This window comes from Achromobacter sp. JCM 18799, from assembly GCF_055395645.1.
Genome location: NZ_AP043866.1, coordinates 5,115,672 through 5,139,540 on the forward strand (window position 1 = coordinate 5,115,672; position 23,869 = coordinate 5,139,540).

Annotated in this window: 19 protein-coding genes; 14 read left to right on the forward strand and 5 right to left on the reverse strand. The window is 65.6% G+C overall.

The window, feature by feature from the left end:
• Positions 1-38: 38 nt before the first annotated feature.
• The 8 genes from purT (at position 39) to ACZ5YA_RS24195 (ending at position 9,165) form a co-directional block, all read left to right on the forward strand.
• Positions 39-1,256 (forward strand): formate-dependent phosphoribosylglycinamide formyltransferase, encoded by a 1,218-nt coding sequence (gene purT, locus ACZ5YA_RS24160; RefSeq protein ID WP_059378356.1) that lies wholly within the window; start codon positions 39-41, stop codon positions 1,254-1,256.
• Positions 1,257-1,523: 267 nt separating this feature from the next.
• Positions 1,524-2,069 (forward strand): GbsR/MarR family transcriptional regulator, encoded by a 546-nt coding sequence (locus ACZ5YA_RS24165; RefSeq protein WP_059378283.1) that lies wholly within the window; start codon positions 1,524-1,526, stop codon positions 2,067-2,069.
• Positions 2,070-2,196: 127 nt separating this feature from the next.
• Entirely contained in the window at positions 2,197-3,771 is a 1,575-nt protein-coding gene (locus ACZ5YA_RS24170) for a cytochrome ubiquinol oxidase subunit I (RefSeq protein WP_059378281.1), read from the forward strand.
• Positions 3,772-3,784: 13 nt separating this feature from the next.
• Positions 3,785-4,939: a cytochrome d ubiquinol oxidase subunit II gene (cydB, locus tag ACZ5YA_RS24175; protein ID WP_059378278.1), complete on the forward strand. Its 1,155-nt coding sequence runs from the start codon at positions 3,785-3,787 to the stop codon at positions 4,937-4,939.
• A gap of 16 nt (positions 4,940-4,955) precedes the next feature.
• Entirely contained in the window at positions 4,956-5,081 is a 126-nt protein-coding gene (gene cydX, locus ACZ5YA_RS24180) for a cytochrome bd-I oxidase subunit CydX (protein WP_043546919.1), read from the forward strand.
• A complete protein-coding gene (cydD, locus tag ACZ5YA_RS24185; protein WP_464091330.1) occupies positions 5,078-6,856 on the forward strand; it encodes a thiol reductant ABC exporter subunit CydD in 1,779 nt (592 codons plus the stop codon). The genes cydX and cydD overlap by 4 nt, the downstream gene beginning before the upstream one ends.
• Positions 6,853-8,556 carry a thiol reductant ABC exporter subunit CydC gene (cydC, locus tag ACZ5YA_RS24190; protein WP_464091331.1) on the forward strand — a complete coding sequence of 568 codons (1,704 nt, stop codon included), beginning with the start codon at positions 6,853-6,855 and terminating at the stop codon, positions 8,554-8,556. The genes cydD and cydC overlap by 4 nt, the downstream gene beginning before the upstream one ends.
• Before the next feature lie 54 nt (positions 8,557-8,610).
• On the forward strand, positions 8,611-9,165 hold the full coding sequence (locus tag ACZ5YA_RS24195; RefSeq protein ID WP_054457754.1) for an adenine phosphoribosyltransferase: 555 nt from the start codon (positions 8,611-8,613) through the stop codon (positions 9,163-9,165).
• An 18-nt stretch (positions 9,166-9,183) separates the two neighbouring features.
• On the opposite strand, the gene ACZ5YA_RS24200 is transcribed toward ACZ5YA_RS24195, so the two are convergent.
• Entirely contained in the window at positions 9,184-10,074 is an 891-nt protein-coding gene (locus tag ACZ5YA_RS24200) for a LysR family transcriptional regulator (RefSeq protein ID WP_059378273.1), read from the reverse strand.
• A 382-nt stretch (positions 10,075-10,456) separates the two neighbouring features.
• On the opposite strand from ACZ5YA_RS24200, the gene ACZ5YA_RS24205 reads away from it, so the two are divergent.
• Positions 10,457-10,840: a DUF4148 domain-containing protein gene (locus tag ACZ5YA_RS24205; protein ID WP_059378272.1), complete on the forward strand. Its 384-nt coding sequence runs from the start codon at positions 10,457-10,459 to the stop codon at positions 10,838-10,840.
• A 434-nt stretch (positions 10,841-11,274) separates the two neighbouring features.
• Positions 11,275-12,387 carry a porin gene (locus ACZ5YA_RS24210; RefSeq protein WP_059378270.1) on the forward strand — a complete coding sequence of 371 codons (1,113 nt, stop codon included), beginning with the start codon at positions 11,275-11,277 and terminating at the stop codon, positions 12,385-12,387.
• Positions 12,388-12,559: 172 nt separating this feature from the next.
• On the opposite strand, the gene ilvA is transcribed toward ACZ5YA_RS24210, so the two are convergent.
• Positions 12,560-14,068, reverse strand: a complete 1,509-nt coding sequence (ilvA, locus tag ACZ5YA_RS24215; protein ID WP_054457791.1) for a threonine ammonia-lyase, biosynthetic — start codon at positions 14,066-14,068, stop codon at positions 12,560-12,562.
• 73 nt (positions 14,069-14,141) lie between these two features.
• Between ilvA and ACZ5YA_RS24220 the strand changes: the two genes are divergently transcribed.
• Positions 14,142-14,678, forward strand: coding sequence for a YqaA family protein (locus ACZ5YA_RS24220; protein WP_118933587.1), 537 nt, complete (start codon positions 14,142-14,144; stop codon positions 14,676-14,678).
• Between the two features lie 133 nt (positions 14,679-14,811).
• Complete coding sequence (locus ACZ5YA_RS24225; protein WP_059378266.1) at positions 14,812-18,771, forward strand: DUF3683 domain-containing protein; 3,960 nt, start codon at positions 14,812-14,814, stop codon at positions 18,769-18,771.
• A gap of 90 nt (positions 18,772-18,861) precedes the next feature.
• Here ACZ5YA_RS24225 and ACZ5YA_RS24230 read toward each other — a convergent pair whose 3' ends face one another.
• Positions 18,862-19,830 (reverse strand): Bug family tripartite tricarboxylate transporter substrate binding protein, encoded by a 969-nt coding sequence (locus ACZ5YA_RS24230; protein WP_280016320.1) that lies wholly within the window; start codon positions 19,828-19,830, stop codon positions 18,862-18,864.
• 129 nt (positions 19,831-19,959) lie between these two features.
• Entirely contained in the window at positions 19,960-20,679 is a 720-nt protein-coding gene (locus ACZ5YA_RS24235; RefSeq protein WP_059378261.1) for a YggS family pyridoxal phosphate-dependent enzyme, read from the reverse strand.
• Between the two features lie 199 nt (positions 20,680-20,878).
• Here ACZ5YA_RS24235 and ACZ5YA_RS24240 point away from each other — a divergent pair, with 199 nt between their 5' ends.
• Positions 20,879-22,120 carry an aminotransferase-like domain-containing protein gene (locus ACZ5YA_RS24240; protein WP_059378259.1) on the forward strand — a complete coding sequence of 414 codons (1,242 nt, stop codon included), beginning with the start codon at positions 20,879-20,881 and terminating at the stop codon, positions 22,118-22,120.
• Between the two features lie 200 nt (positions 22,121-22,320).
• Positions 22,321-23,337: an amino acid ABC transporter substrate-binding protein gene (locus ACZ5YA_RS24245; RefSeq protein ID WP_059378256.1), complete on the forward strand. Its 1,017-nt coding sequence runs from the start codon at positions 22,321-22,323 to the stop codon at positions 23,335-23,337.
• Between the two features lie 58 nt (positions 23,338-23,395).
• Here the strand turns inward: ACZ5YA_RS24245 and ACZ5YA_RS24250 are convergent, their stop codons facing one another.
• On the reverse strand, positions 23,396-23,869 hold the full coding sequence (locus ACZ5YA_RS24250; protein ID WP_059378355.1) for a hypothetical protein: 474 nt from the start codon (positions 23,867-23,869) through the stop codon (positions 23,396-23,398).

The following is a 23,869-nucleotide window of genomic DNA, read 5'->3' on the forward strand; positions in this document are numbered from 1 at the left end:
ATTTCAACGGCTTTCCAACTTTTTTCCAGGCCCGCTCCATGTCCAGCATTTCCAGCCCCGTTCTTGGCACGCCCCTGTCCCCCTTGGCCACCCGCGTCATGCTGCTCGGGTCCGGCGAATTGGGCAAAGAGGTCATCATTGCCCTGCAGCGGCTGGGCGTGGAAGTCATTGCCGTGGATCGGTACGCCGACGCTCCGGGCCACCAGGTGGCGCACCGGGCGCATGTGGTCTCGATGACGGACCCGCAGGCCCTGCGCAAGGTCATCGAACAGGAACGGCCCCACGTTATTGTCCCCGAAATCGAAGCCATTGCCACCAATTTGCTGGTGGAACTGGAAGCGGCGGGCGTGGCCCGGGTGACGCCGACCGCCCGCGCGGCCCAGTTGACCATGAACCGCGAGGGCATCCGCCGGCTTGCGGCCGAGACCCTGGGACTGCCGACCTCGCCCTACCGTTTTGTCGACACCGAAGAAGAATTGCGCGCGGCCATCGACGGCGGCATCGGCTATCCCTGCGTCATCAAGCCCGTCATGTCCTCCTCGGGCAAGGGCCAGTCCGTGATCAAGAGCGCCGACGACGTCGAGTCCGCCTGGCGCTATGCCCAGGAGGGCGGCCGGGTGGGCGGCGGGCGCGCCATCGTCGAGGGCTTCATCCGCTTCGACTACGAAATCACCCTGCTGACCGTGCGCGCCCGCGGCGCCGACGGCCAGGTCGAAACCCGCTACTGCGAACCCATCGGCCACAAGCAGGTCGACGGCGACTACGTGGAAAGCTGGCAGCCGCACCCGATGTCTCCCGCCGCGCTGCAGCGTTCGCGCGACATCGCGCTGGCGGTCACTTCCAACCTGGGCGGCCTGGGCATCTTCGGCGTGGAGCTGTTCGTGGCCGGCGACCAGGTCTGGTTCTCGGAAGTCAGCCCGCGTCCGCACGACACCGGCATGGTCACCATGATCACCCAGGTCCAGAACGAATTCGAACTCCACGCCCGGGCGCTGCTGGGGCTGCCGGTGGACACCAGTCTGCGCCAGCCCGGCGCCAGCAGCGTCATCTACGGCGGCGTCGAGGCCGCCGCGGTCTCGTTCCACAACGTGGCCGAAGCGCTGGCCGAACCCGGCACCGACATCCGCCTCTTCGGCAAGCCCGAATCCTTCGTCAAGCGCCGCATGGGCGTGGGCCTGGCCGTGGCCGAGGACGTGGCGGCGGCTCGCGCCAAGGCCAAGCGGGTGTCGGCGGCGGTGTCCGTCAAGGCCGGCTAAAGCCTTTTTTCCGTTTTCCCTAGCGGCCACCAGCTCACCGGCTGGTGGCCGCTTGCGTTTGTCGGCGGCTTTAGGCAAAGGCCGGAGAAGGCCGTCTGTCACTGCCGCGACATCATGTCTTGAGATCATCCCCCTGCCGCCAGTGTGGTTTGCGCTTTCGCATGGATTGTTTGATAATTTCGGAAATTCCAGAATTTTCTGAAATCGGTGTAACTGTTCTTATCGGCCAGGACGACGCGTCCTGGTCTTGCCGGCGTAGCGCGATCCATGGCCCTGTCCCCTCAAAACGAACGATTCGTCCTGCATTTCGGCGAAATGGGCAGCCGGTGGGGCGTGAACCGCACGGTCGGCCAGATCTACGCCCTCCTGTTTCTGTCGCCCAAGCCGCTGAACGCCGATGACATCGCCGAAACCCTCGGCTTCTCGCGCTCCAACGTCAGCCTGGGGCTGAAGGAGCTGCAGTCCTGGCGGCTGGTCAAGCTCATGCATCAAGTCGGCGACCGCCGCGACTACTTCGAAACTCCCAAGGACGTCTGGGAGATCTTCCGCATCCTGATGGAAGAAAAGCGCAAGCGCGAAATCGATCCCACGCTGACCCTGCTGCGGGACACCCTGTTGGAACCCCCGTCGGGTCCGGATGAGGCGTACGCGCAACAGCGCATGAACGACATGCTGGAGCTCATCGAACTGTCTACCGGATGGTTCGATGAGGTTCAACGACTGCCGCCAGAAACCCTGCAGAACCTGATGAAGCTCGGTTCGAAAGTGCAGAAGGTGCTGGGTTTCGCCGGCAAATTGCGGGGCAAGGGCTGAGCCTGATCCGCCCCGATTTTTCAGGAAACCTCTATGAAGTTGTATGCAACGCTCGTAACATGGCGCGAGAGACGGCCTGGGAACCATGCCGGTTGCCGCGGCACCTCAACTGCTTGGGAGCGACCCAATGATTGATCTCGACGTCGTAAATCTGTCGCGATTCCAGTTCGCCGCGACCGCGCTCTACCACTTCCTCTTCGTCCCGCTCACGCTAGGCCTGTCGTTCATTCTGGCCATCATGGAAAGCGTGTACGTCATGACTGGCCGCGCCATCTGGAAGCGGATGACGATGTTCTGGGGCACCCTCTTCGGCATCAACTTCGCATTGGGCGTTGCCACAGGCGTCGTGATGGAGTTCCAGTTCGGCATGAACTGGTCCTATTACAGCCATTACGTAGGCGACATCTTCGGCGCGCCGCTGGCGCTCGAAGGGCTGATGGCCTTCTTCCTGGAAGCGACCTTCGTCGGCCTGTTCTTCTTCGGCTGGAACCGCATGTCCAAGGTCAGCCACTTGATCGTGACCTGGCTGGTGGCGTTCGGCACCAACTTCTCGGCGCTGTGGATCCTGATCGCCAACGGCTGGATGCAGAATCCGGTCGGTTCGATCTTCAATCCCGACACCATGCGCATGGAGATGACCGACTTCGCCGCGGTGATCTTCAACCCGGTGGCGCAGGCCAAGTTCGTGCACACGGTCAGCGCAGGCTACGTCGCGGGCGCGATGTTCGTCATGTCGATCAGCGCCTGGTACCTGCTGAAGGGCCGCCACATCGACCTGGCCAAGCGCTCGATGGCGGTCGCCGCCAGCTTCGGCCTGGCCTCGGCGTTGTCGGTCGTGGTGCTGGGGGACGAAAGCGGCTATCTCACCACCGAACACCAGAAGATGAAGATCGCGGCCATCGAGTCCATGTGGCACACCGAGCCGGCCCCTGCGTCCTTCAACCTGATCGCCATCCCCAACCAGGCCGAGCGCAAGAACGACTTCGCCATCGAGATCCCCTACGTCATGGGCATCATCGGCACGCGTTCGCTCACCACGCCGCTGCTGGGCATCGACGACCTGATACGTCGCGCCGAGAATCGCATTCGCGACGGCATGGTGGCGTATGAAGCCTTGCAGAAGATCCGCGCCAATCCCAAGGACGTGGATGCGCGCATGGTCTTTGACAAGACCTGGCCCGACCTGGGCTATGCGCTGCTGGTCAAGCGCTATCAGCCCGACATGAGCAAGGTCACCGAAGACGACATCAAGAAGGCCGCCGTCGATACCGTGCCCAACGTGGCGCCGCTGTTCTGGGCGTTCCGCATCATGGTCGCGGTGGGCATGTATCTGATCCTGTTCTTCGGCGTGGCCTTCTGGCTGGCCTCGCGCGGGCGGCTGGACAGCCGGCGTGGCCTGCTCAAGGTGGCGTTGTGGAGCTTGCCGTTGCCCTGGGTGGCCATCGAAAGCGGCTGGTTCGTGGCCGAATACGGCCGCCAGCCCTGGGTGATCGAAGGCGTGCTGCCGACCTACTACGCGGCTTCCGGCCTGACCATCGTCGACCTGGCCATCAGCCTGACGATATTCCTGGTGCTGTACACGGTGTTGCTGATCATCGGCGTGAAGGTGATGCTGCACGCCGTGAGGAAGGGACCGAAATCCGATGGGCCGGCGCCCGGAGCTGCCGCCGCCGATCCTGTGCACGCTGCCGTGCGGGCCTGAAGGAGAGACAGCGATGGATACTCTTATTCCTTTCGACTACGGCACGCTGCGCGTGGTCTGGTGGGTGCTGCTGGGCGCATTGCTCATCGGCTTTGCCGTCATGGACGGCTTTGACCTGGGCGTGGCTGCGCTGCTGCCGGTCGTTGCCAAGACCGACGCCGAGCGCCGGGTGGTGATCAACGTGGTGGGACCGGTCTGGGAAGGCAACCAGGTCTGGCTCATCACCGCGGGCGGCGCCATTTTCGCGGCATGGCCCTTGCTGTACGCCGCGTCGTTCTCCGGGTTCTACCTGGCGATGATGCTGGTGCTGATCGCGCTGATCCTGCGGCCGGTCGGCTTCAAGTACCGCAGCAAGATGGAAGGCACCAGCTGGCGCAACCGCTGGGACGGCGTGCTCTGTTTCTCGGGCGTGGTGGCCTCGCTGGTGTTCGGCGTGGCCATGGGCAACATCATCCTGGGCGTGCCGTTCACGTTCGATCCGGTGACCCTGCGTCCGATCTACGAAGGCCACTTCTACCAGTTGTTCATGCCGTTCGCGCTGTTGGCCGGCGTGCTCAGCGTGGTGATGTTGGCCATGCATGGCGCCGTACTGCTGGCCTGGCGCACCGAAGATCCGATTTCGTCGCGTGCCCGCAACTGGGGCAGGCTGTGCGCCTTGCTGACCGCGGCGTTGTTCGCGGCGGGCGGGTTCTGGGTGGCGGGCGGCTTGCCTGGCCATGTGATCACCAGCGCGGTGGACATGGCCGGCCCGTCGGATCCGATGCTCAAGACCGTGGCGGTGCAGAACGGCGCCTGGATGGCCAACTACGCGAAATGGCCGCTGATGTGGATCGCGCCTGCGCTGGGCGTGGGTGGCGCCGTCCTGGTGGCGCTGCTGCTGAGCGTGCGCGCCAACGTGCTGGCGTTTCTGGCCTCGTCGGTGTCGATCGCCGGCGTGATTCTGACGGTGGGCTTTTCGCTCTTCCCGTTCATCATGCCCTCGTCGACCAAGCCGCAGGCCGGCCTGACCATTTGGGACGGCTCGTCCAGCCACTTGACGCTGTGGATCATGGTGATCGCGGTCGCCATCTTCCTGCCCATCGTGACCGTCTACACCGCCTGGGTCTACCGCGTCATGCGCGGCAAGGTCACCCATGAATCGGTCGGCGACACGCCCAACTCATACTGATAAAGGAGCCTCCACCATGTGGTATTTCTCGTGGATACTCGGTCTGGGCCTGGCGTGCGCCTTCGCCATCCTCAATGCAATGTGGTTCGAGCTGCGCGAGGGTCATACCCATGATCCGCGCGCCAGCCGCGACGACGAGTGAGCGGCGGCGCTAGCAGCCTCGAGCACGATCCCTCGGCAACCCTGAACAAGCCGCCGCGCGAACAGTCGCGGTGGTTGATGGCGCTCGCCAAGACGGCCAGGCTGCCGCTGATGCTGGCGGGCGCCGCGCCCCTGGTCAGCGGCGCCCTGCTGGTGGTGCAGGCCTGGCTGCTGGCCAGCGTGCTCGATGCGGCCATCGTCAGGCAGGCGCCCCGGCAGGAGCTGCTGGGCGACATCCTGGCCATCGCGGGACTCATGCTGGTGCGCGCCTGCATCACCTGGGCGGGCGAGCGCGCAGGCGCGGACGCGGCCGAGCGTATCAAGCGCCATGTGCGACTGTCGCTTTTCCGGCGTTTGGTGCAGAAGGGGCCGTACTGGAGCCGAGGGCAGGCGTCGGGAGAACTGGCGAGTGCGGTGGTGGACCAGGTCGAGGCCCTGGACGGGTTTTTCGCCAAGTACCTGCCCGCCATGGCGGCGGCCGCCATGCTGCCGGTTGCTTTCTCGGTGGTGCTGCTGCCGATGGACGTGATTGCCGGGCTGGTCCTGCTGATCACGGCGCCGCTGATTCCCTTGTTCATGGCCCTGGTGGGCTGGGGCGCCCAAGGCGCAAGCCGCCGCCACCTGCGCGCCTTTGCGCGCTTGTCGGGCTTCTTTGCCGATCGGCTGCGCGGTCTGTCCACCCTGAAACTCTATGGCCGCGCGGAGGCCGAAGCCGAGTCCGTCGTGGCGGCCAGCGACGCGTTGCGCCAACGCACGATGTCGGTGCTGCGCATCGCCTTTCTTTCATCGGCGGTGCTGGAGTTCTTTGCGGCGCTGGGCGTGGCCGGGGTGGCGGTCTATATCGGATTGACCTACCTGGGATTCCTGGACCTGCGCTGGTCGCCGCTGACCCTGCAGGCAGGGCTGTTCTGTTTGCTGATGGCGCCAGAGGTCTATGCGCCGTTGCGCCAGTTCGCGGCGCACTATCACGACCGTGCGGCGGCGCTCGCGGCAGTTTCGCAGATCTCCCTGCTGTTCGATGGCTTGCCGCAGGCCGGCGATGCTGCAACCGGTGGCGTGCCTGGCGCAGGCAAGGCCGCCGCAGATCCCGGACACGTTCGCGAACGCCGTGCTGCGGGCGCGGCCCTTGTCATTGCGGGCTTGAATCTGGACGCGCCCGGCCGCAGCCAGGCGGTGCTGACGGATGCCAGTCTGGCGCTGGCGCCGGGCGAGCATGCCGCGCTGATGGGCCCCAGCGGCATCGGCAAGTCCTCCCTGATCGAGGCGGTCGCACGCCTGCGTCCGTTCCAGGGCGACATCAGCGTCGACGGCGTGCCCTTGCCCGATTGGGGCGAGGCGGCGCTGCGCCAGCGCGTGGCGTTGATCGGGCAGAAGCCGCAGTTGCTGACAGGCTCCATCGCCGACAACATCCGTCTGGGCCGTCCCGACGCTTCCGATGCCGAGGTGCAGGCCGCCGCGCGCCGCGCCTGCGTGCTGGAGTTCGCCGAGGCCCTGCCGCGAGGGCTGGCGACGCAACTGGGCGGCCGCGGGCACGGCCTGTCCGGGGGCCAGGCGCAGCGCGTCGCGCTGGCGCGTCTGTTCCTGCGCGATCCGGGCTTGATCCTGCTGGACGAACCCACGGCGCATCTGGACGAAGCCACGCAGGCGCGCGTGCTGGACGAGATCCTGGCTTTCTCCGCCGGCCGCACCTTGCTGCTGGCGACGCACGCGCCCGCGGTGGCGGCCCGGCTGGGTCGGACGTTGCGAGTGGTTGGCGGAAAAGTGGAAGACGCATGAAGAACCTGTTGTTGCTCCTGCCGCTGTATGCGCGCCGTAAAAGCGGGCTTTTGCTCGCATTGTTCTGCGCGCTGGCGACCGTGGCCGCCGGCGTGGGCCTGCTGGGCGTGTCGGGCTGGTTCCTGACCGGCGCGGCGCTGGCGGGGGCGGGCGGCGCGTTCAATCTGTTTGCGCCATCGGCGCTGGTGCGCGGCCTGTCGTTCCTGCGCATCGTGGCGCGTTACGCCGACCGCGTGGTGGGCCATTCCGCCACGCTGCGCCTGCTGGCTGACCTGCGCGCGAAAGTGTTCTCGGCGTTGATCCGCCTAACGCCGCGGCAATTGGCGCGCTATCGCGACGGCGATCTGGTTGCACGCATGACGGGCGACGTAGATGCGCTCGATACGGTTTTCCTGTTTGTGGTGGCGCCCTTGGTTACCGCCATCCTGGCGGGTGCGGTGTTGACCGCGGTGTTGGGATCGTGGGTGCCCGCGGCCGCGCTGGCGCTGGCCCTGGCCTTGCTGGTCGCATGCGTGCTGGTGCCCTTGTGGCTGCTGCGCGCCGCGCGCAAGCCCGGCGCGGCGGCCCAGGAGAGCGCGGCGGGACTGCGCGCGGCGACGCTGGACGCGGTGGAAGGGCATGCCGACATGGTGGCCCTGCACGCGCAGGCGCAGACAGCCGCGCATTTCGAGCGTCTATGCGAAGCCAGCGCGCTCGCCCGCCGCAGCCAGGCGCGGGTGGCGGCGCGGGGACAGTTCTTCCTGCAGGCGGCCGCCGGCGCATCGGTGCTGGCTTTGCTCTGGTTCGGCCTGGACACGCTGGAGGGAGGGCGCATCGAAGGCCCCACGCTGGCCGGGTTGTTGCTGGCGGTCATCGGAATTTTCGAAGTGGCTGGCCCGATCATGCGGGGCGCATCGCGCATGGGCTCGGCCATTTCGGCGGCGGGACGCATCCGGGAAGTCACGCAAAGCGAGCCGGACATGCAGGATCCGGCAGCGCCCAGCGTCTTGCCCGACAGCGGCGTGCTGGAGCTGGACGGCGTGCGCTTTGCCTATTCCGCCCGAGGAACGTCCGCGAGTCCGCCCGTGCTCGACGGCGTCAGCCTGCGTGTGGCGCCCGGCGAGCGGATCGCCATCGTGGGGCCCAGCGGCGCGGGCAAGTCGACCCTGCTGCACCTGCTCCTGCGACTGGAGGATCCGCAGGCGGGGCAGGTGCGTTTCGGCGGCTGCGATGCGCGCGTCTGTACACAGGCGGATTGGCACCGGCGCATCGCGCTGCTGTCGCAGGATGCTCCGGTATTCCTGGGAACCCTGCGCACCAACCTGCTGATCGGCGATCCCAAGGCGGACGACGCCGCCCTGTGGCGCGCGCTGGACGCCGCGAGGCTGGGCGACTTCGTGCGCGGCCTGCCGGATGGCCTGGACACCTGGGCGGGGGAGACGGGTTCGCAGCTGTCGGCCGGGCAGGCGCGTCGCTTGTGCCTGGCGCGTGCGCTGTTGTCGCCGGCCGCGGTCATTGTGCTGGACGAGCCGACGGCTGGTCTGGACGCCGAGGCCGAAGCGGCATTCTTCAGCGATCTGGCGGGCGCCGTGCAGGGACGCGCCGTGGTGCTGGCCACCCACGCGGCGTTGCCCGCAGGGGCGGTCGATCGCCGCTACGCGCTGCAGGACGGCCGGCTACAGCAATGTGAATTGTCATCGGGGGCGGCAACCCTGGCTTAAGCGCGGTTGCGAGGTTATAGTTCGCCTTGCTTCAATTCTTCAGGGCCGTCTTCCATGCAGACCGACAACGCCGAGTACATCCGGCGCACCATCCGCAGCGTTCCAGACTGGCCCCAACCCGGTGTCATTTTTCGCGACATCACGCCCGTGCTGCAGGACCCGCGCGCGTTCCGGGTGCTTATTGATCTCTTCGTCTATCGCTACATGCGCCAGCGCCTGGACCTGGTGGCTGGCGTGGATGCGCGCGGCTTCATCGTGGGCAGCGTGCTGGCCTACGAACTCAATCTGGGCTTCGTGCCGGTGCGCAAGAAGGGCAAGCTGCCGTTCCGCACCGTGGCCGAGGAGTACTCGCTGGAGTATGGCAACGCGTCGGTCGAAATGCACACGGACTCCGTGCGCACCGGCCAGCGCGTCCTGCTGGTGGACGACCTGATTGCCACCGGCGGCACCATGCTGGCCGCCATCAAGCTGCTGCAGCGCCTTGGCGCCAATGTGGTCGAGGCGGCCGCCATCATCGACCTGCCCGACCTGGGCGGCTCCGCCAAGGTCGCCGCCACCGGCACGCCGCTCTACACCGTCTGTCAGTACAGCGCCGATACGCCCGCGTAACCCATCAACAATCGCCGCTCAAACGTCCGACAACCTCGGTTGGATGAAGTCCAGGAAGGCCTTGGTCTTTGCCGGCAGCATGCGCGAAGGCAGCAGCGCGAAGAGCGGCAGAGGCGTCAGGCTCCATTCCGGCAGCACCCGCACCAGGCCCGCTTGCTTGATGGCGCGTTCCATCGCGTCAAAGACCAGCAGCGGCGTGATGCCCAGGCCTTGTCCCGCCAACCGTCCGAGCATGCCGACGTTGTTGGCCGACAGGCGGCCCGACACCTGCACGCGTTCCACCTTGTCGCCCGAATGCAGCATCCAGAAGGATGACTCCTCGCGCATGGTGGGGCGCAGGCATTCGTGATGGCTGAGATCCGCGGGCACCCGCGGCTCGCCGTGGCGGGCCAGGTACTCGGGCGAGGCATATAGCTGATGGGCCATCAGCACGATCTTGCGCGAGATCAGGCTGGAGTCCGGCTGCTGGCCAAAGCGCAGGATCAGGTCGAACGGATTGCTGATGGGATCGATCGGACGCATGCTCAGATCGAAGTCGCATTCGATATCCGGATGCTGCTCACGGAATTCGCTGATGACGGCGGGCAGGAACAGTTGCGCCAGGCTGGTAGGCAGCGAGATGCGCAGGCGTCCCTTGGGCTGCACCGCCATGTCCAGCAACTGATCGTGAGCAATGCGCGCTTCTTCCACGATGTGGCGGCAGCGTTCGAAATAGATGGCGCCGGCCTCGGTCAGGTCGATCTTGCGCGTACTGCGGTTGAGCAGCCGCATGCCGATGCTGCGCTCCAGTTCACTGACGCGGCGCGAGAGCGTGGAGGTCGGAATATTCAAGGCTTCGGCTGCGTGGCTGAAGTTCTTGCGCTTGGCGACTTCGACAAACAGAGCGATGTCGTTAAGCTGGATATCCATGGGGGCCCTCGAGATTCAATTCCATTGCTGGTGGATTCGTATGATAAATGGAATCATTGTCCCGCCAGTAGAAATGTCTATTTCCCCACGCTGAACGGCGTATCCACCCGATCAGCTGCACATCTTCCCTTACCTAGCTTGCTTGCGGCTGAATGCCGGCAAGGCCTGCCGGTGCTGGATGGTACTCGGAAGTGTGCAGAAAATGCGCAGATTCTGGCGATCACTTCCCGTAATTGTCCCATCTGTGCAAATATGTTCCCCAAAATAAGGGTTTTTACTAGGCCGCAATCGCCAGATACTTCGTCCCAGCAATCAAATTGTCATATCGCACCTGCCAGCCTGGCAGAAGACGATGTGCAAGGTTTAGGATGGAGTCGTCTCAATGAAAGCCCTAGCTACCGCACTCATGGTTACCGCAACGTTGGTGGGTATGTCCGCCGCTCACGCCGATGGCAAGACGCGTGAACAGGTCCAGCAGGAACTGCAAGCCGCCAAGGCCGCCGGCCAGGTCACGTTTGGTGAACTGGACTATCCGCCTGCCGCCGTCGAGCGCACCAGCCTGTCGCGCGAGCAAGTCCAGCAGGAGCTGCAAAGCGCCAAGGCTGCTGGCCAGGTGACCTCTGCTGAACTGGACTACCCGCCCAAGGCCGCGGTGTCGCAAACCGCCGGCAAGAGCCGCGAACAAGTGCGTCAGGAATTGGCTGAAGCCAAGGCCCGCGGCGAGTACACGTTCGGTGAACTGGACTACCCGCCCCAAGGCCGGTAAGCCGTCCAGCTGGCAAGAAAAGAGCCCCTTCGAAGTGTCGAGGGGCTTTTTTTATATGCAGCGGATGGTCCGCCATCCGCCGATAGTGTGGCGTTTGCACATCAGAATTGTCCGGGCCAATCAACAACTCTTGTTGGTCTGTCGGGCCCGGCAGGAGAATATCCGAGGCCCGTCTGGTGTTTTGCGAGCCTTAATTCGCATTTGATATCAATGCGTTAACGCAGGTTTCCAAAGAGGGTGGTTAGTAAGAAGGCCGTCATTATCCCAACCATGGAAAGTAGTTCTTCGAAATCCGGGTTACTTCGAGTGGGCGCAGGCTGGACACTGACTCCAGTGCATGCGCCGCTAACTTGTTCGCAGCGGCACGCAGACTCCCAGCTCTGTGCGCGGTGGGTTTGCGGTTTGCCTTTCATCTCGCCATTTTGGGGACTTATATGAAGAAGACGCTATTGGCTGTCGCGCTGCTGGCTGGTTTCGCCAGCGCTGCGCAAGCCGCAGACTCCGTGACGCTGTACGGCTTGATCGATGCCGGTGTCGGCTACGAGAAGGTCAAGTTCGGCGGTAATTCGCAAAGCCGTTTCGGCGGAGTTCAGGGCGTGAGCAGCGGCTCGCGCTTCGGCCTGCGCGGCACCGAAGACCTGGGCGACGGCCTGCGCGCCGTGTTTACCCTGGAAGGCGGCTTCGGCCCCATGAACGGCAAGTCGCTGCAGAACGGCCGCCTGTTCGGCCGTCAGGCCACCGTGGGCCTGGACAGCGATTCCTGGGGCCGCCTCGAATTCGGCCGCCAGACCAACCTGGCTTCCAAGTACTTCGGCTCGATCGACCCGTTCTCGATCAGCTACAACACCGCCAACATGGGTACCACGTTCGGCAGCGCCAACACGATGCGCCTGGACAACATGGTCCTGTACCAGACCCCCAGCATGGGCGGCTTCAAGCTGGGCGTGGGTTACTCGTTCAGCGCCGATGACACGGTCAGCGACACCTCGCAGACCGGTTTCGCAACCGGCAACAACAACCGCGTGCTGACGGCGGGCGTGCAGTACGTCAACGGCCCGCTGAACCTGGCTGCGGCGTACGACCGCTTCAACCCGTCCAACGGCCAGACCGGCGGCAAGTCCGAAGCGCGCATCCAGGAATACATCCTGGGCGGTTCGTATGACTTCGAAGTCGTGAAGGTCGCGGCTGCGTTCGGCCAGACCCGCGACGGCTGGTTCGTCGGCCAGAACATGGGCACCACGCCCGACGGCATGCAGAACCTGGGCTCGTTCAAGCTGGCTGACGGCTTCCGCGCCAATTCGTACATGATCGGCGCCACCGTGCCGCTGGGCCGTCACGCTGTCTTCGGTTCGTGGCAGCGCGCCACCGCCAGCAACGACAAGCTGACGGGCGACGATGCAACGTTCAACGTCTACAGCCTGGGCTACACCTACGACTTTACCAAGCGCACCAACCTGTACGCGTACGCCTCCTACGGCGACAACTACGCGTTCCAGCGCGATGCGACCGACACGGCAGTCGCCGTGGGCGTGCGTCACCGTTTCTAAGCGCTAGGACGTCCGGCAAAACCTTGCTGAATGCGCGGCTCATCTCCGTGGGCCGCCGAGTGACAGCGAACCCCCCCTAGTGGTTGCCGCCGGACGTTTCTAGAGCAGGGAAGGGAAGGGCCTCCGTATGGAGGCCCTCTCGTTTTTGTGCGCCGGTGTGAAGGTCGCGGCCCTACAGGAATAGCTTGTAGGCCGGATTGTCGGTCTCGTTCCAGTGGGGATAGCCCAGTTCGGCGACGAAGCTGCGGAACTGCTTCTTGTCGGCGGGCGGCACCTGGATGCCGATCAGGATGCGGCCATAATCCGCGCCCTGGTTGCGGTAATGGAACAGGCTGATGTTCCAGTCCGGATTCATGGCGTTCAAAAAGCGCATCAGCGCGCCCGGACGTTCCGGGAATTCAAAGCGGTACAACAGTTCGTTGCGCGCCAGCGCCGAGCGCCCGCCCACCATGTGGCGCAGGTGGGTCTTGGCCATTTCGTCGTGGGTCAGGTCCAGCGTGTCAAAGCCGTGGCGGCGGAAGTTCGCGGCGATCTTGTCGGGCTCGGATGCCGAGGACACCTGGATGCCGACGAAGACGTGGGCGCGGTCCGCGTCGGAGATGCGGTAGTTGAACTCGGTCACGCTGCGCTCGCCCACCAATTCACAGAAGCGGCGGAAGCTGCCGCGCTGCTCCGGCATGGTGACGGCGAACACGGCTTCGCGCATTTCGCCGACTTCGGCGCGTTCGGACACGAAGCGCAGGCGGTCGAAATTCATGTTGGCGCCGCAGGCGATCGCCACCAGCGTCTTTCCCTTCAGGTTGTGTTCGGCCGCGTATTGCTTGGCGCCGGCCACGGCCATCGCGCCGGCCGGCTCCAGCACGCTGCGGGTGTCCTGGAACACGTCCTTGATGGCTGCGCAGATCGCATCGGTGTTGACCACCACGAAATCATCCACATACTGGCGCGTGAGCTTGAAGGTTTCCGCGCCGACCATCTTGACCGCCGTGCCGTCGGAGAACAGCCCCACGTCGTTCAACTGCACCCGGCGGCCCGCGCGCACGCTGCGCAGCATGGCGTCCGAGTCTTCCGTCTGCACGCCGATGATCTTGATTTCCGGGCGCAGCTGCTTGATGTAGGCGGCCACGCCCGCGATCAGCCCGCCGCCACCGATGGCCACGAAGATGGCGTCGATCGGGCCGGGGTGCTGGCGCAGGATCTCCATGCCCACCGTGCCCTGGCCGGCGATCACGTCGGGATCGTCGAAGGGGTGGACGAAGGTCAGCTTCTCTTTCTTTTCCAGGATCTGCGCGTGCGCGTAGGCGTCGGAAAAGCTCTCGCCCGCCAGCACGACTTCGCCGCCCAGGCGGCGCACCGCGTCGATCTTGACCTGCGGGCTGGTGGTGGGCATGACGATGACGGCGCGGCAGCCCAGCCGGCTGGCCGCCAGCGCCACGCCCTGGGCGTGGTTGCCTGCCGAGGCCGCGATGACGCCGCGGTTGCGCGCGGCCGGGCTCAGGTTGGCCATCTTGTTGTAGGCCCCGCGCAGCTTGAAGCTGAACACCGCTTGGGTATCTTCGCGCTTGAGCAGCACCGTGTTCGAGATCCGCTGCGACAGCAGCGGTGCCGTCTCCAGCGGCGATTCGACCGCAACGTCGTAAACCTTGGAGGTCAGGATGCGTTTCAGATAGTCAGTGGACATGGACAGCAGGCGGGGCAAGAAGTAGGGAGGTGGGGCAGATTATGCACCCGCGCGCGGCTACACTCGGCGCACTATGGAAGAAAGTCTGCTATCCGCTGTGCATTGGATGCTGGGGGTGCTGTCGCTGCCCTCGGTCGGCCTGTCCGCCATCTTCACGGTTTCGCTGGTGTCCGCGACCCTGCTGCCCTTGGGTTCGGAACCCGCTGTATTCGGCTACATCAAGCTGGCGCCGGACATGTTCTGGCCGGCCATCCTGGTGGCGACCCTGGGCAATACGGTGGGCGGCGCCATCAGCTACGCCATGGGCCTGGGCGCCGAACGCGCCGTGCAGCGCTGGAAGGAACACCACCCCCATCCGCATCCCGATGCGACCGAAGGCGGACGCATGCGCGGACGCTGGAACGAGCGTGCCCACGACTGGATCCATCGCATGGGACCGCCGGCGCTGCTGCTGTCCTGGCTGCCCGCCGTGGGCGATCCGCTATGCGCCGTGGCGGGGTGGCTGCGGCTGTCGTTCTGGCCCTGCGTGCTCTACATGGCCATCGGCAAATTCCTGCGCTATCTGGTCATGACGGCCGGACTGCTGTGGTTTTTTCCCGGGCAGGTCTAGCGCCAGGATTGCGTTTAATTGGGGACGCACCATCCCTATCATTTCCGAGTTTCGAGCGCTTCCCTAGGGGTATTAGGGGCCAGACTCGGCCTATGGCATAAAATAATTTTTTAAGGGCCCCCTTCTTGCAGCCATGAACGCCCCACTCGCTAGCCACATCTTGAACGGGGCGATGCCGCCCGCAGCACCCGCGCGCTTGCGCGAAATCCCGTACAACTACACGTCGTTTTCCGACCGCGAGATCGTCGGCCGCTTGCTGGGCGACGACGCCTGGAGCCTGCTGAGCGACCTGCGCGGCGAACGCCGCACCGGCCGTTCCGCGCGCATGCTGTACGAGGTCCTGGGCGACATCTGGGTGGTGCGCCGCAACCCCTATCTGCAGGACGACCTGCTCGACAATCCCAAGCGCCGCAAGCAGCTCATCGAAGCCCTGCATCACCGCCTGGGTGAAATCGACCGCCGCCGCGAACCGGACGTGCCCGCCGAGGCCGGCCACGATCCGCACCGCGACGAGAAGGTCGTCGGACTGCTGGCGCGGGCGCGCTCCGCCATCGCCGCGTTCGAGGGCGAGTTCGATCAGACCGCCATGATGCGCAAACAGGCGCAGAAGGTGCTGGGCCGCATCACCGCGCGCGACAACATCAAGTTCGACGGCCTGTCGCGCGTCTCGCACGTGACCGACGCCACCGACTGGCGCGTGGAATACCCCTTCGTGGTGCTGACGCCGGACACGGAAGACGAGATCGCCGCCCTGGTCACCGCCTGTATTGAACTCGGGCTGACCATCATCCCGCGAGGCGGCGGCACCGGCTATACCGGCGGCGCCATTCCGCTGACCTGGAAGTCGGCGGTGATCAACACTGAGAAATTCGACAAGCTCGGCAAGGTCGAGTCCTGTCTGCTGCCCGGGCTGACCGAACCCGTGGCGGTCATCCATGCCGGCGCCGGCGTCGTGACCAAGCGCGTTTCCGAGGCTGCCGAGGCGGCCGGCTTCGTGTTCGCCGTCGATCCGACCTCGGCCGAGGCCTCCTGTGTCGGCGGCAACATCGCCATGAACGCGGGCGGCAAGAAGGCCGTGCTGTGGGGCACCGCGCTGGACAACCTGGCCTGGTGGCGCATGGTTGACCCGAACGGCAACTGGCTGGAAGTCAGCCGCCTGGACCACAACATGGGCAAGATCCATGACGTGGACGTGGCGCGCTTCGAGCTCAAGTGGTTCGACGGCCGCGGCAAGCCGGGCGAACGCCTGCTGAAGACCGAAACCCTGGAAATCCAGGGCCGCGTGTTCCGCAAGGAAGGCCTGGGCAAGGACGTTACCGACAAGTTCCTGGCCGGCCTGCCCGGCATTCAGAAGGAAGGCTGCGACGGCCTGATCACATCGGCGCGCTGGGTGCTGCACCGCATGCCGCGCTACACGCGCACCGTCTGTATGGAGTTCTTCGGCCAGGCGCGCGACGCGATCCCGTCGATCGTCGAGGTCAAGGGCTACCTGGACGGCGAAGGCCGCGCCCGCGGCGCCATCCTGGCCGGTCTCGAGCATCTGGACGAACGCTATCTGCGCGCGGTGGGCTACGCCACCAAGAGCAAGCGCGGCGTGCTGCCCAAGATGGTCCTGATCGGCGACATCGTCGGCGACGACGAAGACGCCGTGGCCGCGGCTTCCAGCGAAGTCGTGCGCCTGGCCAACACGCGCCATGGCGAAGGCTTCGTGGCCGTCAGCCCCGAGGCGCGCAAGAAGTTCTGGCTGGACCGTTCGCGCACCGCCGCCATCGCTCGCCACACCAACGCCTTCAAGATCAACGAAGACGTGGTGATCCCGCTGCCCCGCATGGGCGAGTACACGGATCACATCGAGCGCATCAACATCGAACTCTCGACCAGCAACAAGCTCAAGCTGCTGGGCGAGCTGGACGCCTATCTGTGCACGCCGTTGCCGGTCGGCAAGATCGACGACACGGACGTCGAGACCACCCGCGCCGAAATGCTGGCCGAGCGCACGCGCCAGGCGCTGGAACTGCTGGCCGCCGTCAGGCAGCGCTGGCAGTGGTTGCTGGACAACCTCGACCTGCCGCTCCTGCAGGCGCTGCCCGAGCTGCATGGCCTGGGCCTGGGCGAGCTGCAGCCCGTGCTGTCGGACCGCCTCGCGGCGCAGCCCGGCGCGCGCGTCTTCGACGTGGTGCAGGATCGCACCATCCGCCTGTCCTGGAAGACGGAAGTGCTGGCGGGCCTGCAGCGCACTTTTTCGGGCGCGGCCTACAAGAAGATCGTCGACGAGATGATCGCCATCCATGGCCGCGTGTTGAAGAGCCGCGTCTTCGTGGCGCTGCACATGCACGCCGGCGACGGCAACGTGCATACCAACATCCCGGTCAACTCGGACGACTACGGCATGCTGCAGGAGGCCCACCAGGCCGTCGAACGCATCATGCAGATCGCCCGCGACCTGGACGGCGTGATTTCCGGCGAGCACGGCATCGGCCTGACCAAGTATGAATTCCTGACCGAGGCCGAGCTGGCGCCGTTCCAGGACTACAAGCGCCGCGTCGATCCCAACGGTCACTTCAACGCCGGCAAGCTGATGCCGGGTGCGGACCTGCGCCACGCCTGGACGCCCAGCTTCAACCTGATGGGCCACGAGTCGCTGATCATGCAGCAAAGCGACATCGGCGCCATCTCCGAATCCATCAAGGACTGCCTGCGCTGCGGCAAATGCAAACCGGTGTGCGCGACCCACGTGCCGCGCGCCAACCTGCTGTATTCGCCGCGCAACAAGATCCTGGCCACCTCGCTGCTGGTGGAAGCCTTCCTGTACGAAGAGCAGACCCGCCGCGGCGTCAGCCTCAAGCACTGGGAAGAGTTCGAGGACGTGGCCGACCATTGCACGGTCTGCCACAAGTGCTACAACCCCTGTCCGGTCGACATCGATTTCGGCGACGTGTCCATGAACATGCGCGCCGTGCTGCGCCGCATGGGCCGCAAGTCGTTCAATCCGGGCACGGCCAGCGCCATGTTCTTCCTGAACGCCAAGGATCCGGCCACCATCAACGCCACCCGCAAGGCAATGGTGGGCGTGGGCTACAAGGTCCAGCGCGCCGCGCACGACCTGCTGTCGGGCCTGGTGAAGAAGCAGACCGCCGCGCCTCCGGCGACGGTGGGCAAGCCGCCGCTGCGCGAGCAGGTGGTGCATTTCGTGAACAAGAAGATGCCTGGCGGGCTGCCCAAGCAGGCGGCGCGCAAGCTGCTGGACATCGAAGACGCGAACTACGTGCCGATCATCCGCGATCCCAAGGCCACCACGGCCGACACGGAAGCGGTGTTCTATTTCCCGGGCTGCGGCTCGGAGCGCCTGTTCTCCCAGGTGGGCCTGGCCACGCAAGCCATGCTGTGGCACGCGGGCGTGCAGACCGTGCTGCCGCCGGGCTACCTGTGTTGCGGCTATCCCCAGCGCGGCAACGGCATGACGGACAAGGCCGAGCAGATCATCACCGACAACCGGGTGCTGTTCCATCGCGTCGCCAACACGCTGAACTACCTGGATATCAAGACGGTGGTGGTCAGCTGCGGCACCTGCTACGACCAGTTGGCGGGCTACGAGTTCGACAAGATCTTCCCGGGCTGCCGCCTGATCGACATCCACGAATACCTGCTGGAAAAGGGCATCAAGCTGGAAGGGGCCAAGGGCGTGCGCTACATGTACCACGACCCCTGCCACACGCCCATGAAGCTGCAGGAACCCATGAAGACCGTGCGCGCCCTGGTCGGCGACGACGCCGTCAAGAGCGACCGCTGCTGCGGCGAATCGGGCACGCTGGCCGTCAGCCGCCCCGACATCTCCACGCAGGTGCGCTTCCGCAAACAGGAAGAGCTGCTCAAGGGCGATGCCGCCTTGCGCAGCGACGGCTTCACCGGCGACGTGAAGGTGCTGACCTCCTGCCCGTCGTGCCTGCAGGGCCTGTCGCGCTATGAAGGCGACACCGGCATGGACGCGGACTACATCGTGGTCGAGATGGCGCGTCACATCCTGGGCGAAGGCTGGATGGAAGAGTACGTGCGCCGCGCCAATGCGGGCGGCATCGAGCGGGTGCTGGTTTAGGCCGGCAGTCCACGCAAGAAGCGCACAAGAAAAAACCGCGACCATTGCTGGCCGCGGTTTTTTTTCAACTGTGGCAGTGAGCTGTGAGGATTACTCCAGCTTGATGCCGGCCTTCTTGATCACGTCCGCCCAGGCGCTGCGTTCTTGTTCGGCGTAGGCCTTGAAGTCTTGCGAGGACATTGGCATCGGGATGACGCCCATGTCCAGGATCTTCTGCGATACGGCGGGCGACTTCAGCGTGGCTTCCAGGTCGGCGGCCAGCTTCTTGACGACGGGCTCCGGCAGGCCGGCCGGGCCGACCAGGCCTTGCCAGGCATAGGCGGTGAAGTTGGGCACGCCTTGCTCGGCCATGGTGGGCACGTCCGGCAGCGCGGCGACGCGTTCCGGAGTGGCCGCGGCCAACACGCGCAGCTTGCCGGCCTTGACGTTGGGCAGGCCCGAGGCCAGATCGATGAACATCAGGTCCACCTGTCCGCCCAGCAGATCCTGGACGGCGGGCGCCGCGCCCTTGTAGGGCACGTGCAGCACGTTGGCGTTGGTGCGCTGCTTGAAGAGTTCCAGCGCCAGGTGATGCGGCGAGCCCGCGCCGGCGGATGCCGCCGACAGCTTGCCCGGCTCTTTCTTGGCGGCCTGGATCACGTCGTCCACGGTCTTGAACGGCGAATTGACATTTACGGCCAGCAGCAGCGGGAACTTGGCGATGCCGCCGATGTAGGTGAATTTGGACGGATCGTAGGACAGCTTGGCGTACAGCGACGGGTTGAACGCCAGCGTGCCCGAGTCGGCCGTGCCGACCATGTAGCCATTGGCCTCGGCCTGGGCGATGGCGGTAGCGCCGATGATGGTGGCGGCGCCGGGGCGGTTCTCGACCACGATGGTCTGGCCCAACGGCTTTTCCAGGCCGCTTGCCACCGTGCGCGCCACGACGTCGGTGCCGCCGCCGGCCGGGTAGGGCACGATCCAGCGGACTGGCTGGGTGGGCCAGGATTGGGCGGAGGCCGCGGCGGCGGCCAGGGACAGGGCGGCCAGCGCCAACAGGCGCTTCGCGTGCTTATGCATGGGGTGTCTCCAAGTGCGGAATTAAGTATGGGCCGCCGCCGCAGGGTGCGCGGGGGGCCTGTTATGCGCCGTTATTATGCCTTGCGTCCCCGGCAATCGGCAGATGTTTTGTGCCCTGTTTTCAGCGGCTTATTGCGGATCGGGGTAGCTGCGGGCGCCGAAGATCGCCGAGCCGATACGCACCTCGGTCGAGCCTTCCTCGATCGCCAGCTCGAAGTCTCCGCTCATGCCCATCGAGAGCCGGTCCAGCGATACGCCGGGCAGGTTTTCCTGGCGCAGGCGGTCGCGCAATTCGCGCAGGGTACGGAAGCAGGCGCGCACTTCGGCGGGATCCGGCGAATTCACGGCCAGCGTCATCAGGCCTTGCACGCGCAGCGTCGGAAAGTCAGCGGCGATGCGGCGCAGGAAGGCGGCCACGTCGGCGGGATCCATGCCGTACTTGGTGGGCTCGGACGAAGTCTTGACCTGCACCAGCACGTCCAGGGTCCGGCCTTCGTTGGCCAGGCGGCGGTGCAGGGCTTCGGCCAGCTCCACCCGGTCCAGCGACTGGACTTCGGCCGCGTCGCGCGCGGCGTCGCGGGCCTTGTTGGTCTGCAGGTGGCCGATCAGCACCCATTGCAGGCCCAGGCCGTCCAGGGCCGCGGCTTTCTGGCGGATTTCCTGCGTCTTGTTTTCGCCGTAGCGGGTCAGCCCCAGCGCCATGCCCTCGCGGATGGCGTCCACGCCGAAGGTCTTGCTGACGGGCAGCAGCGTCACGCTGTCCGGGCTACGGCCGGCGCGCGTGCAGGCGTCGGCGATGCGTTGCTGGATCTGGGCAAGGCGCCCGGCCATGGTGTCTACGGCGGTCATTCAGCTCTCTGGTAGGAACGGGATGTCCCATAGTGTAGGACTGCGCCGGATCGTTTCGCCACAACGCCCGCCGGCGTCGTTGACCCTGTCTGATTGGCAGGCTTAGAATTTGAAGATATTTGTTTATATTTCAATGTTCTATGCCTTCCGGCGCCGCCCCAGCGGGCGACACGGTATCCAACCTACACAGTCTCCCGCCATGTCCACCGCAGCGCCTGAATACGCTTTCGCCACGCCTTTCCTGAATCCTCCCGCTTCCCCCATCCGATCGCTCATGCCGTATGCCATGCGGCCGGGCACCATTTCGCTGGCGGGCGGCTATCCCGCGCAGGAACTGTTCGACGTGGAAGGCCTGTCGATCGCCTCGACCCAGGTCCTGGCCCGCCTGGGCGCCTGCCTGCAGTATTCCAACATCGACGGCCAGGCCAGCCTGCGTCACGAGTTGGCGCGCCTGTCGGCCGAACGCGGCCTCCATTGCAACGCCGATACCGAGCTGGTCGTGACCGGCGGCTCGCAACAGGCACTGGCGCTGCTGACCCGCGTCATGCTGCAGCCCGGCGACCACGCCATCATCGAATCGCCCGCGTTTCCCAATTCCGTACAGGCGCTGCGCTACACCGGCGCAACGGTGCATACGGTGCAGTCGGGTCCCGAAGGCATCGACGTGGACGCGCTGGACGAACTGGCCGGCCGCATCAAGCCCAAGATGGTCTGCGTGGTCGCCTCCTTCTCCAACCCTTGCGGCGCGACCCTGACGCGCGAGCGCCGCCTGCGGCTGCTGGAACTGGCGGTCAAGCACCGCTTCCTGATCGTCGAGGATGATCCTTACAGCGAACTGCGCTTTGCCGGCGAGGCGGTGCCGCCCATCGCCGCGCTGGCCGAGGGCGAAGCGCGCCACTGGGCCGTGTACCTGGCCAGCATGTCCAAGACCATGGCGCCGGCGCTGCGCATCGGTTGGCTGGTGGCGCCGCCGGAAGTCCGCCGCCGCTGCGTCAGCGCCAAGGCGGCCGACGATATGGCCTCGTCCGCCTGGATCCAGGAAGTCGTGGCCCAGTACCTGGCCAACGGCCGCTACGGCGAGCACGTGCCGCGCATCCGCGCGGCCTACGGCCAGCGCTGCGACGCGATGGCGGAATCCCTGGCCCGCGAACTCAACGGCCGCGTCACCTTCAGCAAGCCCGAGGGCGGCATGTTCTTCTGGGCCCGGCTGACCGGTGAGATCGACGCCACGCGGCTGTTGCCCTACGCCATCGAGCACGAGGTCGTCTACGTGCCGGGCAAGGCGTTCTACGCGGACGCGGCGCAGGCCGACCTGCACGCCATGCGCATGTCCTTCGCCACCATGAATGAAAGCCAGATCGCCCAGGGCATGGTGCGGCTGGGCCGCGCGCTGGACGCGTGCGAGGCCAACCAACCGGTGTCGATCTCGCTGGCCGCCTGATGCTCTGATGCCGGCTTGACGGCGCGCATGCGCCTCTGGCTGGCCTGTTGCTAAGCTCTTCAGACTGTCCGCCCCGGCGCTTGCGTGCGGGGTGCGCATACCTAAATAAGCGCTCGTTATTTGGTTTGGGCGCTTCATGTCTATAAGCTTCTTGCCTCGGCGCGTTCCCGCGCCCGCAAAGCAGAACAGGAAACGAGGTCATGAACATTGCAAAAGGGTTGATCGGCGCGGCGTTGCTGGCGGCAGCGGCACAGGGCGCGCAAGCGGCCACGCTGGACGTGGTGCGCCAGCGCGGCGCCGTGGCTTGCGGCACGACCACGGGCTTCGCGGGCTTCTCCGCGCCCGACGCGCAAGGCAAGTGGCAAGGCCTGGACGTGGACCTGTGCCGCGCAATTGCCGCGGCGGTCTTCGGCGACGCCAACAAGATCAAGGTGGTGCCGTTGAATTCGCAGCAGCGCTTCACCGCCCTGCAATCTGGCGAGGTGGACGTGCTGACGCGCAATACCACCGTGACGCAGCAGCGCGACACCGCACTGGGCATCATCCACGCCGGCATCAACTTCTATGACGGCCAGGGCTTCCTGGTGCCGAAGTCCTTGGGCGTGAAGAGCGCCAAGGAGATCAACGGCGCCACCATTTGCCTGCAGACCGGCACGTCCAACGAAAACACGCTGGCCGACTGGGCGCGCGCCAACAACGTGAGCTACAAGCCGGTCGTGATCGAGACCTTCAACGAAGTGGTCAACGCGTTCGCCGCCGGCCGCTGCGACGTCTTCAGCACCGATGCCTCGGGCCTGGCCTCGATCCGCATTTCCAAGCTGCAGAACCCCGACGACTACGTGGTGCTGCCCGAGATCATCTCCAAGGAACCGCTGGGGCCCTTCGTGCGCCAGGGCGATGATGCCTGGCTGAACATCGTGCGCTGGTCGCTGTCGGCCATGATCGAAGCCGAGGAGTACGGCGTGTCGTCCGCGAACGTGGACGAGCAGGCCAAGAGCGCCAACCCCAACATCAAGCGCATCCTGGGCGTCACGCCCGGCAGCGGCGCCAACCTGGGGCTGGACGAGAAATGGGCCTACAACATCGTCAAGCAGGTGGGCAACTACGGCGAGAGCTTCGAGCGCAACGTGGGCCAGGGCAGCCCCCTGAAGATCAAGCGCGGGCTGAATGCGCAGTGGACGCAGGGCGGCTTGATGTACGCGTTGCCGATACGGTGACGACGACGGGTTTCGCGCGTTGGGCAATCGATTGCCTCGTGCGCGAAGCCCAATGGCTTTATCCGCGCCGGTACAACTCCGCGATCTTCACGAACGCCGCCCGCAGTTCGCGCGTGCCGCCCTGGAAGATCATCGGCCGGCCGCGGTGCGTGAACACCACCAGCCGCTTGGAAAACAGCATCGGCACGAAGCGCGCGTAGCGCACGTCTTCCCAGGCGACTTCGCGGCGTGTGAACCAGGTCTGGCGCAGGCCGCGTTCGTCGATGGTGGTGATGGACGTCTGCATGTGCCAGGAAACGAACAGCAGCCCCAGAAAGCACAGCCCCACCACGACGGCCAGCAAGGTGTCGAAGGGCTGCGAGGGCGCGCGGATGGCGGTGGTGACCACCTGCACGCCCAGCACCGCCAGGATGACCCAGGTCAGGATGCGGACCCAGTCGGGCCAGGCTTGGCCGGACAAGGGCAGGGGACCGATGGTACGCAGCAGCGCCGCGTGTTCCTCGGCGGAGGGCGTGCTGGCCGAAGCGTTCAT

Coding starts and splice junctions, on each gene's coding strand:
- ACZ5YA_RS24210 (WP_059378270.1), top strand. CDS start 11,275: ATGAAGAAGACGCTATTGGCTGTCGCGCTGCTGGCTGGTTTCGCCAGC.
- ACZ5YA_RS24235 (WP_059378261.1), bottom strand. CDS start 20,679: ATGACCGCCGTAGACACCATGGCCGGGCGCCTTGCCCAGATCCAGCAA.
- ACZ5YA_RS24220 (WP_118933587.1), top strand. CDS start 14,142: ATGGAAGAAAGTCTGCTATCCGCTGTGCATTGGATGCTGGGGGTGCTG.
- cydC (WP_464091331.1), top strand. CDS start 6,853: ATGAAGAACCTGTTGTTGCTCCTGCCGCTGTATGCGCGCCGTAAAAGC.
- ACZ5YA_RS24230 (WP_280016320.1), bottom strand. CDS start 19,830: ATGCATAAGCACGCGAAGCGCCTGTTGGCGCTGGCCGCCCTGTCCCTG.
- ACZ5YA_RS24170 (WP_059378281.1), top strand. CDS start 2,197: ATGATTGATCTCGACGTCGTAAATCTGTCGCGATTCCAGTTCGCCGCG.
- ACZ5YA_RS24195 (WP_054457754.1), top strand. CDS start 8,611: ATGCAGACCGACAACGCCGAGTACATCCGGCGCACCATCCGCAGCGTT.
- ACZ5YA_RS24205 (WP_059378272.1), top strand. CDS start 10,457: ATGAAAGCCCTAGCTACCGCACTCATGGTTACCGCAACGTTGGTGGGT.
- ACZ5YA_RS24200 (WP_059378273.1), bottom strand. CDS start 10,074: ATGGATATCCAGCTTAACGACATCGCTCTGTTTGTCGAAGTCGCCAAG.
- purT (WP_059378356.1), top strand. CDS start 39: ATGTCCAGCATTTCCAGCCCCGTTCTTGGCACGCCCCTGTCCCCCTTG.
- ACZ5YA_RS24165 (WP_059378283.1), top strand. CDS start 1,524: ATGGCCCTGTCCCCTCAAAACGAACGATTCGTCCTGCATTTCGGCGAA.
- ACZ5YA_RS24225 (WP_059378266.1), top strand. CDS start 14,812: ATGAACGCCCCACTCGCTAGCCACATCTTGAACGGGGCGATGCCGCCC.
- ACZ5YA_RS24250 (WP_059378355.1), bottom strand. CDS start 23,869: ATGAACGCTTCGGCCAGCACGCCCTCCGCCGAGGAACACGCGGCGCTG.
- ACZ5YA_RS24245 (WP_059378256.1), top strand. CDS start 22,321: ATGAACATTGCAAAAGGGTTGATCGGCGCGGCGTTGCTGGCGGCAGCG.
- ilvA (WP_054457791.1), bottom strand. CDS start 14,068: ATGTCCACTGACTATCTGAAACGCATCCTGACCTCCAAGGTTTACGAC.
- cydX (WP_043546919.1), top strand. CDS start 4,956: ATGTGGTATTTCTCGTGGATACTCGGTCTGGGCCTGGCGTGCGCCTTC.
- cydB (WP_059378278.1), top strand. CDS start 3,785: ATGGATACTCTTATTCCTTTCGACTACGGCACGCTGCGCGTGGTCTGG.
- ACZ5YA_RS24240 (WP_059378259.1), top strand. CDS start 20,879: ATGTCCACCGCAGCGCCTGAATACGCTTTCGCCACGCCTTTCCTGAAT.